This is a genomic window from Prescottella sp. GW823-FHT02E09, from assembly GCF_058797375.1.
Map to the genome: position 1 here is coordinate 112,535 of NZ_JBXAJP010000003.1, position 12,381 is coordinate 124,915.

The window sequence follows — 12,381 nt, forward strand, 5'->3', positions numbered from 1 at the left end:
CAGTTGAGACCCGAGAACCACCCCTCTCCGCGCTCGAAGACACGGCAAGAGACGGCACACCGACGTAGAACGATACCGGCTGGGGCCGACCAGGGTCAAAATGTGCCACTGCTCGGCTACTCGGCGAGCGCGTCGGCCAGCCTCTCGACCGCCCAGGTCACGTCCTCGCGCGAGATGACGAGCGGCGGCGCGATCCGGATCGTGCCCTCGTGAGCGTCCTTGGCCAGCACCCGCCTGGCGAGCAGCCGCTCGCAGATCTCCCGCGCCGACGGCTGCCCCGGCGCCAACTGGACACCGGCCCACAGGCCACGGCCCCGGACCTCGGCCACCCGGTCCCCCGGCAGCTCCGCGAGCAACGCGTGCAGATGCCGCCCCAGCTCGCGACTGCGACGCTGGTAGTCGCCGGTCTCGAGCAGCCGCACGACACCGCTCCCGACCGCGCAGGCCAGCGCGTTCCCACCGAACGTGCTGCCGTGCTGACCGGGGTGGATGACGTCCATCACCGTGCGGTCGGCGACCACCGCGGAAACCGGGACCAGTCCGCCGCCGAGAGCCTTGCCCAGGATGTAGAGGTCGGGGACGACCCCCTCGTGATCGCACGCGAACGTCTCCCCCGTCCGTCCCAGGCCACTCTGGATCTCGTCGGCGAGCAGCAGGATGCCGCGGTCGTCGCACAGCCGACGCACACCCGCCAGGTATCCGTCGGGCGGCACCAGGACCCCCGCCTCCCCCTGGATCGGTTCGACGAGGACGGCGACGGTGTTCTCGGTGATCGCGTCCGCCAGTGCGTCGACGCTGCCGTACTCGACGGACGGGAAGCCCGGCGGGAACGGCCCGAAACCGTCCCGGGCGTCCGGATCCGACGAGAACCCGACGATGCCGATGGTGCGGCCGTGGAAGTTCCCGGTACAGGTGACGATCTCGGCGCGGTCGCGCGGAACGCCCTTGACGTCGTACCCCCACTTGCGGGCCAGTTTCAGCGCCGTCTCCACCGCCTCGGCACCGGTGTTCATCGGCAGGACCGCGTCCTTGCGGCACAGCCGCGCGACGTCGGCGCAGAACTGCGCGAACCGGTCGTGCTGGAACGCACGACTGGTGAGCGTGAGCCGGCCCATCTGCTCGCGCGCGATCTCGACGAGTTCGGGGTGCGCGTGTCCGAAGTTCAGCGCCGAATAGCCGGCCAGGACATCGAGGTAGTCGACACCGTCGATACCCCGCACCCACGCACCGGATGCAGATTCGACGACCACCGGGAGCGGACTGTAGTTGTGCGCACTGTGCACGTCGGCGCGGGCGAGTTCGGCCCGCGTCGCTTCCGTCACCGGCACGAGTCCGGCATCGAGACGATGTCCAGCCGTCATGGCGGTCCGCCTTCCGGTCCGGCGCTGCGCGCCACCGCATTCGGATCACGCCAGTATCCGCCGACCGGCGCTCGGCGGCAATCGTTCTCACCGGAACATGCGTGTGCCCCGACGGCTCTCCTTCCGTCGGGGCACACGCGTCAGACGTAGCGGACTACGCCCAGCTGTTGGCAGCGGCGTTGTTGACCTGCTGCATGTCCGCATTGCCCTGGCCGACGACCCGGCCGACGGCGTCGAGGATCTGGTTGAGCTCGAGGGCCGCGGCGTCCCACTTGGCCTGCTGCGCCTGGTACGCCTCCGAGGCCGAACCCTCCCAGTCGGCGACCATCGGCGCGATGTGTGCCTTGAGGTCGTCGAGCTTGGAGTTCATCTGAGCCTGGATCGAGTCGATCCGAACCTTGAGTGCCTCGATCTGACCGAACGAATAACGCATCGTCATTGCTGCTCCTGTATGTCCTGTGTGGTGTGGGATTCAGGCGATCCGGCTCAGATGTTCAGGCTGCTCGCCACGTTGTTGAGCGAGCTCGTGTGATCCTGCTGCGCGGAGTCGTAGGAGACGCTGTTGGACTTGATGTTCTCGCTGATCGCCTCGAGCGCCTGGTTGAGCTTGGTGGCGCTGCCGTCCCACCGCTCCATCAGGCTCTGGAACGCGATGGCCGCCGAACCTTCCCAGCCGCCACGGACCCCGTCCACCTCACCCTTGAGGGTGCTCAGCAGACCCTGGATCTCCGACCGCACGTCGCTGACGCGGCGGGAGGTGGCCTCCATGGTCTCGACGGTGGTCCTCATCTGATCGCTCACATTGACTCCTTCGGAATCGTCTTCGCGCTTCCGCGTCCCGGCTGGGGCAGCCCCCCGAGATGCCCGGGGAAACCTCCCGAGTACCCGGCCTCAGCCGCCGCCAGTTCGCGCCTACATTTGGTTGGACGCATGCGTGTGTCGTTTCGGTTCCACTCGTCGCGGAACTTTTTCCGCGATGCTCGCCCTCGCCGCGATCACTCTCGCGGCGGCCCGCTCAGGCCGCCCCCACCGTCACACCGTTGACGGCCCTCTCGCACGATCGGACAGCCGCGTCCCAGTCGCCGTCGACGAACCGGCAGCCGACACTGACCTGGGCGTCGTTCTCGACGAGTACGTACCATCGCACCCTGATTCGCTCCTCCGGCGACTCGAGGTACGAGGCGACGCGCCGGCCGGCGAACTCGTCGTCGGATACGAACTGCGAGAACGGGCTGTCCGGACCGCGTTCGGCCATCCGCTGCTCGAGCGCTCGTGCCACCGCCTCCAGATCGGATCCCACCGCAATCTCGGTGGGCAGCACGATGACACGGCGCTCCGCCCCGCCGTCGGGTGCCAGATCGAGGCGCCCCGGCTGGCCCGGCCGCACCCGCCACGAATCCGGCACCGCGACGCTCACCCTGCCGACCTCGAAGTGCTGCACGACATCACCAGGGACGGACGCACCCGGCTCCCGCGCCTGCCAGATCGCCGCTGCTCCCGCGCCGAGCGCCAGCACCCCGAGCACCACCAGCAACGAGACCACGGCGCGGCGCCCCCTCCCCCGGCCCCGCGCCGGCCCCGGCGATGCCGCCGCTACTCCGTTCGGCCACACCGTATCCGGCGCCGGGCCCGGCGTACCGGCGCCCGGATCGACGACCGGGACCGACACCAGGATCGCGTCGGACACCGCCGACGCCCCTGACCCGATTCCCGTGCAGACCGTTTCGGCGATCGCGGCGTTCTCGGCCACACCGGTGGCCACCACCACGTCAGGTGCACCGTCCCCGTCGATGTCCCGCACCACGCTGACGATCCCGTGCACTCGTTCGGGGTCGTCGAGCAGATCGAGTATCCCGGTGTCCGGGAGCAGTTCGCAGGCGACGATCCTGGGCCCGCCACGCTCGTCGCGGTCGACCGACACCACCGTCGTCGACAGCGGGCCGCACTCGACGACACTCCACCGTCGGACGTCACCGGAGCACGGCACCGCGAGCGCGAGGGGAAGCAACTGCACCTCGTGGGCGGACCGACGTGCCGCCGATTCCAGGACGCCACAGCGGGCGACGCCCCAGTGCGACGGATGGATCACGGTGGCGGTCGCAACGAATCCCGTTCCGCCGAGCGCAACTTCGAACGCTCGCCGGAATGCGGCGGCCGCCACGTCCACGGTCGCGACCGTGTGGCCGCCCACCGACATGTGGTCGTCGTCGATGCACTCGACCATGCCCTGAACCGACTCGTCGGGAACCCGGACGACCCCGCGGACGGACCCCACCCACACGGCGCCGTCCGTGAGGTGGACACGAACGACCGAACCCGGGCCGCTCACAACGGCGGAAGCCAGGCGACCTGCATCAGCGACGTTCCGCTGCGTGCGACGAAAGTACCTCGGCCCTGGGGCTGTTCGCTGGGGCGGACGGTACCGACGAGGTTGCCCTCGTCACGGCTGCCGCTCATCACCATGCCCGCCGGCACCAGGTCACGCATCCGCGCGATCACCGGCTCGTACAACGCACGCGACGCGCCGCCGGACCGCCGCGCGATGATCACGTGCAGACCGAGGTCCTTCGCGTGTGCCAGGTAGTCGATCAGCGGGGTCAGAGGGTTACCACTGGACGTCGCGACGAGGTCGTAGTCGTCGACGACGACGTAGATCTCGGGTCCCGACCACCACGACCGTTCGCGGAGTTGCTGCTGCGTGGTGTCCGGCCCCGGCATGCGGCCCGCAAGAATCCCCGCGAGATCGTTCATCATGGTCGTGAAAGTGGTTGCCGATGCGGCATATCCGGCGAGATGATCACCCTCCACGACGCCGAGCATGGTGCGCCGGTAGTCGCCGATGATCAGCTTCGCCTGCTGCGGCGTGTTCGACTCCATCAGGCCCAGACAGATGCCGCGCAGCAATGTCGTCTTGCCGCACGCACTGTCACCGAACACCAGGAAGTGCGGTTGATCGGCGAAGTCGAGGTACACGGGCGCCAGTTCCGCCTCGTCGATCCCGATCGGCACCGCCAGGCACGCCCCGCCGGACGCAGCGGCCACCGGCCGTCGGCCGGTCGCGGCGGCGGCGGCGGCGAGGAGATCCTCGCGGGGCAGGCGGTCCGGCAGCATCCGCACTCGCGGCGCGACGGGACCCGAATCCGCACCGTGGCGCGCGCCGATCCGTGCGACGGCGTCCGCGACACCCGAGCCGAGGTCGTCACTGCGGGAGGATCCGTCGAGTCGGGGCAGGGCGGCGAGCAGGTGCAGACCGTCGCGGGTGATACCGCGGCCCGGACGTCCCGCGGGCACGAGCATCGCCTTGACACGCCCGACGTCGGAGTCGGTCGGATCTCCCAGACGCAATTCGATTCTCGTGCCGAGTTGGTCCTTGAGCGCGGGGCGGATGTCGGCCCAACGCGGCGTCGCGAGCACGACGTGGACACCGAACGAGAGTCCCTGCCCGGCCAGCGCACCGATCTGCGCCTCGAGGGCCTCGAAGTCCTGGCGGATACTCGGCCACCCGTCCACGACGAGGAACACGTCCCCGAACGGGTCCTGGGCGGTGCCCGCAGCGTCCGTGGCGGCCGTGCCACGCCGCCCCCGGAACTCCGCCATCGACTCGATTCCGAGTTCCCGGAACCGCCGTTCACGCTGACGCACCAGCGTCGTCATCTCAGCGACCGTGCGGCGGACCAGATCGACGTCGAGACGGTTGGCGACGGATCCGACGTGCGGGAGCCCCGCAAGACCCGACAGGGTGCCACCGCCGAAGTCGAGGCAGTAGAACTGCACCTGGCGCGGCGAATGGGTCGCCGCCATGGACATGATCAGCGTCCGCAACAGGGTCGACTTGCCGGACTGCGGTCCGCCGACGACCGCGACGTTGCCGGTGGCGCCGGACAGGTCGGCCAGCAGCAGGTCCCGCCGCTGGTCGAACGGCCGGTCGATCACGCCGATCGGTGTGCGCAACGAGCTGACGGCCGACACCGGGTCGGTCATCGTCGACGGCGGCAGGATCCGGTCGAGGGTGGGCGCGGCGTCCAGCGGCGGTAACCACACCTCGTGCGCTGCCGGACCGCGACCGCGCATGCGATCGACCAGCACCTCGAGAACCGAACGCGGATCGGCCTCGCCCTCCGGCACGGGATCGGGCGCGACCGGCACGATCGGTTGGTCGACGACGGGCAGGGCGACCGGCGCGGCCGTGAACAACCGCGGACGCAGGTCTGCCGCCGATGCCACTGCGCCCGCGGATCGGCGAACCCGCTCGGACTCGTACGGACCCGACACGTAGGAGGCGGCGAACCGCACGATCTCCGCCGAATCGCACTTGAGGTACCCGGCCCCCGGAGATGCCGGAAGGTGGTAGGCGTCGGGAACACCCAGGACGGTCCGGGACTCGTTGGCCGAGAACGTCTTCAGTCCGATCCGGTAGGACAGGTGGCTGTCGAGGCCACGCAGCTTGCCCTCCTCGAGCCGCTGGCTGGCCAGGAGCAGGTGCATGTGCAGCGATCGCCCGAGCCGTCCGATCGCGACGAACAGGTCGGCGAACTCGGGCTGCTGACTGAGCAGCTCCGAGAACTCGTCGACGACGATGAACAGCGCAGGTAGAGGCGCGAGGTCCGCGCCGGCGTTACGCGCCTTCTCGTAGTCGGTGACATTCGCGAAATTACCTGCAGCTCGCAACAATTCCTGTCGGCGATTCATCTCGCCCGCGAGGGCGTCCTTCATCCGATCGACCATCGCCAGTTCCTCGGCGAGGTTCGTGATGACAGCCCCGACGTGCGGGGCCTCGTCGAGGCCGAGGAACGTCGCGCCGCCCTTGAAGTCGACGAGGACCAGATTGAGCGCCTCCGGCGAGTGCGTCGCCAGCAACCCGAGAACCAGCGTCCGCAGGAACTCGGACTTGCCCGATCCCGTCGCACCGATACACAGACCGTGCGGCCCCATACCGTTCTCGGCGGCCTCCTTGAGGTCGAGTTCGACCGGACTGCCGTCCACCCCCACGCCGATGGGCACCCGGAGCCGGTCCCGGCCCTGTCGCGGCACCCACGCGCGGGCGGGGTCGAACTGCCCGACGTCGCCGAGCCCGAGCAGTTGGCTCCACCCGGCGGCGACCGGCGCGCCACCGTCGTCGCCGACGTCCGCCGCCGGCCGGCTCGCGATCCGGTACGGTGCCAGCCGGCGAGCCGCGGACAGTGCCTGCTGCGGGGTGAGCGTGTCCACCGCCGCGAACGTCTCGATCCCGGCGGGACCGCGGGCACCGAGCGAGCCGCCCGCGGCCACCAACTGCAGTCCGCGGGTCGCGGTGAGTCGGGGACAGTATCCACTGAGATCCAGCAGCGTCACCGAGTCCAGGCCGCCGTCGGTCACCACACCGGTGTCGCCGTCGAGGATGCCCCCGTCGATCACGACGACGATCTGCGGCACCCCCGCGGTGGGCGGCGCATTCCGGGAGAATCGCCCACGCATCGAGAACTGCGGCCCGAGAGCCGATTCCAGCTCGATCACCGATCCGTAGAGCATGCGGGAGGAGCCCACACCGTCGAGCGAATCGGGGTGCTGGGCGTGGGGAAGCCACTTGGCCCACTCCCATTCCGGGGCGGTGTCCGGGCCGCACACGATGGCGACCTGGAGGTGGTCGGGTCCGTGGAACGTGCACAATTGGAGCAGCATCGCGCGCACCAGCCCGCGCGCGTCGTCCCGGTCCCCGTCGATCGAGATCGCCGCGAATCCGCGGAGCGATACCGCCGTCGGCAACTCCGGAACCACGGAGTGGGCGCGGACGAACCGGCGCAACGACACCGCCGAGACCGGCTCGAGGTCTTCGACAGGCCCGGTCTCCGGTGGAATCAACCGTGTCGCGAGTCGTTGACTCCCGCGCCCCACCCGCACGTGACCGTAGTCGGCGTCGGCGATCCGGCGCTCCCACATGCGGCCGGTTCCCGCGAGCGTCCACAAGGTCGACGGATCGGGATGGCTCCATTCGAGCGCCGTGCGCTGTTGCTGTCCGGTGTCGATGGCGTCGCGTCGGAGCTGGTCGAGATACCGCAGGTAGTCCTTGCGCTCCTCGTTGGCCTCGGCGGCCTTCGCTCCCCCACCGCGACCGGAGCCCGCCAGCATGCCGAGCATCGACACCATCATCATCACGGGGAACAGGAGCGACATCGGGTTCGCCGACATCCCGGATGTGAACATCAACGCCACCATGCCCACCATGGCCGCGACCATCACGAGCGGGAGCAGCTTCGTCATCAGATTGCCGGGAGTGATCCGGGGGATCTCGGGCGGGTTCTGCAGGCTCACCTCGCCGCCCGGCGTGCGCGGCGCCTCGCGACGTGCCTTCCGCACGAAAAGCGCAGTCCCCATGCTTCCACCCCCAGTGAAATGCCAGCCCTCGCACGGTCGGCCGATCAGGCCGGACCGAGTCACCCCCCACGGGCTCCGGACTCGCGATCTGTGAAGCTACAGCACGGCGCCGACAACACATGGTGGAGGCCCGACCTCGAGGCGCGGTACAGTGCCGATGTTTCGAAACGAGCGATTCGGGTGGGGACCCGGACCGCGGAATCCGGGGGGATGAGCGTGACAGTTCTGCATGCCGGGCACTCGGCCGGTGCAGGTACCGGTTCGCGGCCACGGGGAGCTGCCGACCTGTGCCGGCTGACGATTCTGGCGCCGCACACGCAGATCGACCTGGCACTGCCGAACACGGTTCCCGTGGAACTGCTGATCCCGGGTATCGCCGACCTGGTCGACCGCCACAGTGCCGCAAACGACTTCGAGGTCGCCGGCGAACGCACCGAACCGGCCCGGTGGACACTCGCGCGGCTGGGGCAGCCACCGCTCTCGCCCGCGCTGAGCCTGCGCGAGCATGCGGTGCTCGACGGTGAACTCCTGGTCTTCGACACCGTCGAGGCCGGATCTCCCCCACCGCTGTTCGACGACATCATGTACAACGTGGCGGTCGCCGACACCGGCCACACCCGGCCGTGGACCCCGCGGATCGCACGCCTGACCGGGTCCACCCTCGCAATCGCGGCGGCGGTCGCCGGGTCGTTCGCGCTGCTGCAGACCGACGGCGCCACCGAATCCCTCGTGGGCGCCGTGTGCGCGCTGGTTGCGTTGATCCTGTTCGTGATCGCGGGGGCGGTCGTGAGCCGGGTCTACGGTGACGCGAGCGCGGCCCTGACGCTCGGCGCTGCCGCGCTGCCGACGGCATTCGCGTCCGGTGTCCTGCTGGTTCCCGGCGACCGCAGTGCGCCCCACATACTCCTCGGGCTGGTCATGGTGGGCGCCACCGCGGTCCTCGCTCTGCGCACCGCCGCCGTCGGTTACGGCGTGTTCACTGCGGCCGCGTCGATCTCGCTGATCGGGTCCGGCACCGCGCTGGTCGCGACACTGACGGACCAGTCGCCACGCGCGGTCGGATCGATACTCGTGGGCACCGCGCTGATCGGTCTCGTGTTCGCGGCGCGGGTGGCGATGTTGCTCGCCAAGCTCCCGCTGCCACCGGTACCCGCCCCCGGCACATCGGTCGACCCGGCGGAGGACGATCCGGACGATGCCCGCAAGGTCCCGTCGTTCGAATCCGTCGCCACCCGAGCCGACCGCGCCCGGCGTTACCTCACCGGACTTGTCTGCGCGATGATGCTGCTCACCGTGTCCGGGGCACTGCTGGCATCGGTACCGATGCCCGGGTCGGGAATCTACTGGCCCGGAACCGGTCTTGCCCTCGCCGCGGCGACCGTTCTGATGTTCCGGGGGCGGACCTACACCTCCGCCGAGCAGTCGGTGCCACTGATCGGCGGTGGCGGAGCGATCGTCGTCCTGCTGTGCGCCGGCACTGCCTTCGCCGTCCCCGAGGCGGCGCTGGGACTGTTCGCCGTGTCGGCGCTGTTCGTCGCCGCGGCCCTCGCGTTGGGAATCGTCGCGCCGCAACGGAACTTCTCACCCGTCCAGCGGCGAGTCGCCGAACTGGTCGACTACACCGTGATCGCCACCGTCGTTCCGCTGGTCTGCTGGGTGTCCGGACTGTTCGCCGCCGTCCGGGGACTGTGAGCCCGGCCGTGGACCGGGCGCGATTGCGCCGGTGGTCGGCCACCTCCGTGGTGACGGCGACAGTCGCCCTGACTGCAGCAACCGGTGTCGGTGTCGCCGGGGCCGTCGTCCCGGCGCCGATCGATCCCGGCAAGCTGCCGGCGCGGACGAGGCCGGCCCCGTTGGTGCCGACCGAACAGCGCAACGCGTGTGCGAGCGTCGTGCCGATGAGCGAGAGCTCCGAGGTGCCCCTGCCGCAGAGCGCCATGGACTTCGCGTCGGTGTGGCCGCTGACCCGGGGCGCCGGCCAGGTGGTCGCGGTCATCGACACCGGTGTGGCACGGCACCCCAGGCTGCCGCAACTGATGGCGGGCGGCGACTACGTCTCGAACGGCGACGGGACGGGCGACTGCGACGCCCACGGCACCATCGTCGCAGGACTGATCGGGGCCGTACCCGTTGCCGGCTCCGGTTTCGCCGGGGGCGCACCGGACGCGCAGATCCTCACCATCCGCCAGTCCAGCGCGAACTTCTCGGAGGTCCGCCGCAACGAGGACCCGAACGACGTACAGAACTCGAGCGGCTACGGCAACACCCAGACCATGGCGATGGCCGTGCGCGAGGCCGCGGATGCGGGTGCCACCGTCATCAACATCTCGGAGGTCGCGTGCCGCGCGGCGGTGGACGGTATCGGCGATCAGTCCCTCGGTGCCGCCGTCCACTACGCGGCGACGGTGAAGAACGCGGTCGTCGTCGCGGCCGCCGGAAACTACCAGTCTGGTGGGTGCGCCGCCCAGAACCCGCCCCTCGATCCTCTCGACCCCAACGCCGATCGATGGGATTCGGTGTCCACCATCGCGACTCCGGCGTGGTACGACGACTACGTGCTGACCGTCGGATCGGTGGACCCGGACGGGTCGGCATCAGGCTTCAGCCTCGGCGGGCCCTGGGTGGACGTCGCGGCCCCCGGCACCGGCATCGTCTCCCTCAGCCCGGACGGTCTCGGTCAGACCCGCGAATGGGTGACCTCACAGGGACAACAGAGTCCTTTCGCCGGAACGAGTTTCGCCGCGCCACTGGTCTCGGCCACCGCCGCACTGGTCCGGGCCCGCTTCCCACAGCTCACCGCGCAGCAGGTGATCGAGCGGATCGAGGCCACCGCGCACGCACCGGCCGAGGGGTGGAATCCGTTCGTCGGGCACGGCGTCGTCGACCCGGCCGCCGCCGTCAGTGCCGATCTTCCGCTCGGCGACACGGCCGTCGGCGGACCGCTCTCGGCCCCGATGGCGGCTCCGCAACCGGTCGAGGAGGACACCCGGCCTCGCACCGTGGCGCTGGCCGCGACCGGTGCGATCGTCGCGGTGGCGATGCTTGGCGTTCTCGCCTCGTTTCCACTGCGCCGGCGGCGGAAGTAGGTTCGGCACACACGTTCCGGTGCAGCCGGATTCGGTACCGCTCAGTTCCCCGACGCGACCGGTGCCGGATTGCTGTCGGGGGCGACGCCGTCGTGCGCGACGAGGGCTTCCTCCCTGCCGAGAGTCGGTCCGGGGGCGAGGAGTTCGACGATCCGCCACGGCGCCGGAGCGCCCGGGGTCTCGAAGCCCAGAGCCTTCGCCGCGTCGGCGTTCTTGACTCCGTACCGGACGCCGGTGTCCGCGACGAAGAACATGCCGCCCTTGCGGGAGCTGCCGGATTCGAGACCGGTCGTCTGCACGAACCCGCTGCTTCCGGGGCTCACGTACACCTCGTCGGCGTTGTCGCCGGGCCCGTCCGCCTGCGCCAATCGAACGGTGCGCGCCTGCTCCGGGATTGGCAGGGCGCGGCCCGCCGAGACCGCGAGCACCGCGTCGACCCGGCCGGACTCGTCACCCGCAGCGGTGCCGCGCGGAGTCCACGTGAGGCAGCTGACCGGGTCGTCGGACGCGCCCACGAGCCGCGGCGGCACGCTGGGGAATGTCGAGACGTCGAGGCCCTGCACGGTGGGCACGTCGGCGAGGGCGTCCGGCGTGACCGCGGCCATCTCGGACTGCCCCTGCGAGTCGGAGAACTGGATCAGGAAGGCGGTCGCGGCGCTGATCTCCTGCACCCCGTCGCGCAACACCACGTAGTAGTGGGCGTCGTCGCCACGCATCACCTTGACGACGGAACCGATTGTTCGTCCGGCCATCTCGAACGCCGGTGCGTTCCCCGCGTCCTCGATACGAGGCGGCGTGATCGGCAGCACCTCGGGGATCGCGTTGAGCATGCCCCTGCTGATCGGACGCGGACGCGCCCCTTCCAGCCCGAGGGCCCGGGCCACCGCCTGATCGCTCAGATCGATCGGGGCGCGTCGGCCGTCGTACACGAGAAATGTCTCGCCGGACTGGGACACCAGCAGCGCCTCATCTGCTTCGAGCCGACCGACACCCTCGCTCCAGGCGGGTTCACCGACAGTCACTGTCGTTGTGACGGAGCTACTTCCGCCCGCCGACACGGTGTCGCACACCGTCCAGGGCTGCCCGTCGGCACCACCGCCGTCGGGGAGTGCCGACGGCGCCCCGGGGATCCCCACGAGGGCGCCACGCGGACGCGTGTCGATCTCGGATTCCTTGATCATCACCGGGCGGGCCGACTCGCCGATCGCGAGCCGCGCCGACGCCAGGTTCAGCACCGGGTGCAGCGTGCCGTTCATGACGACGAACATTGCGCCCGAACTCTTTCCGACCACGATCGAAGCGTCGCCGATCTTGTCCTGTGGGCGGATCAGCGCGAGCGCCGCGCACGCCGCCAGACCGAGGCACGCCACGACCACCCCCACCGCGAGCGCCCGCGACTGCGAGCGCATCGGGTCGTGCAGCATGCGCACGTCCCGCCGGACGAGCGCATGCTCCATGCGACGGACCAGGAATCGATACCCACTGACCTGCCATCGCGTAGTCGGCTGTGCTGCCATGTTCCCTCCCCCATGAGGCGCACGCTACGGACCCACACAGTACAGTTCGCGTGCAAACACACTTCG

General features: G+C 70.1%; 8 protein-coding genes. 2 read left to right on the forward strand and 6 right to left on the reverse strand.

Translation table 11 applies throughout. The features are described 5' to 3' along the window. Positions 1-116: 116 nt before the first annotated feature. The 5 genes from rocD to eccCa form a co-directional block, all read right to left on the reverse strand. The gene (gene rocD, locus AC1RIF_RS08285; RefSeq protein WP_492600903.1) at positions 117-1,361 is read right to left on the reverse strand and encodes an ornithine--oxo-acid transaminase; all 1,245 of its coding nucleotides are present in this window, start codon (positions 1,359-1,361) and stop codon (positions 117-119) included. Positions 1,362-1,515: 154 nt separating this feature from the next. Further along, positions 1,516-1,800 carry a WXG100 family type VII secretion target gene (locus AC1RIF_RS08290; protein WP_492600904.1) on the reverse strand — a complete coding sequence of 95 codons (285 nt, stop codon included), beginning with the start codon at positions 1,798-1,800 and terminating at the stop codon, positions 1,516-1,518. A gap of 47 nt (positions 1,801-1,847) precedes the next feature. Beyond that, positions 1,848-2,162 (reverse strand): WXG100 family type VII secretion target, encoded by a 315-nt coding sequence (locus tag AC1RIF_RS08295; RefSeq protein WP_415638897.1) that lies wholly within the window; start codon positions 2,160-2,162, stop codon positions 1,848-1,850. 214 nt (positions 2,163-2,376) lie between these two features. Further along, entirely contained in the window at positions 2,377-3,690 is a 1,314-nt protein-coding gene (locus AC1RIF_RS08300) for a type VII secretion-associated protein (RefSeq protein WP_492600905.1), read from the reverse strand. Further along, positions 3,687-7,712: a type VII secretion protein EccCa gene (eccCa, locus tag AC1RIF_RS08305; RefSeq protein WP_492600906.1), complete on the reverse strand. Its 4,026-nt coding sequence runs from the start codon at positions 7,710-7,712 to the stop codon at positions 3,687-3,689. The genes AC1RIF_RS08300 and eccCa overlap by 4 nt, the downstream gene beginning before the upstream one ends. 210 nt (positions 7,713-7,922) lie before the next feature. Between eccCa and eccD the strand changes: the two genes are divergently transcribed. Then, a complete protein-coding gene (eccD, locus tag AC1RIF_RS08310) occupies positions 7,923-9,404 on the forward strand; it encodes a type VII secretion integral membrane protein EccD (RefSeq protein WP_492600907.1) in 1,482 nt (493 codons plus the stop codon). 50 nt (positions 9,405-9,454) lie between these two features. Further along, positions 9,455-10,798 carry a type VII secretion-associated serine protease mycosin gene (gene mycP / locus AC1RIF_RS08315; RefSeq protein ID WP_492600908.1) on the forward strand — a complete coding sequence of 448 codons (1,344 nt, stop codon included), beginning with the start codon at positions 9,455-9,457 and terminating at the stop codon, positions 10,796-10,798. A gap of 41 nt (positions 10,799-10,839) precedes the next feature. Here the strand turns inward: mycP and eccB are convergent, their stop codons facing one another. Beyond that, positions 10,840-12,315 (reverse strand): type VII secretion protein EccB, encoded by a 1,476-nt coding sequence (gene eccB / locus AC1RIF_RS08320; protein WP_492600909.1) that lies wholly within the window; start codon positions 12,313-12,315, stop codon positions 10,840-10,842. Between the last annotated feature and the right edge of the window lie 66 nt (positions 12,316-12,381).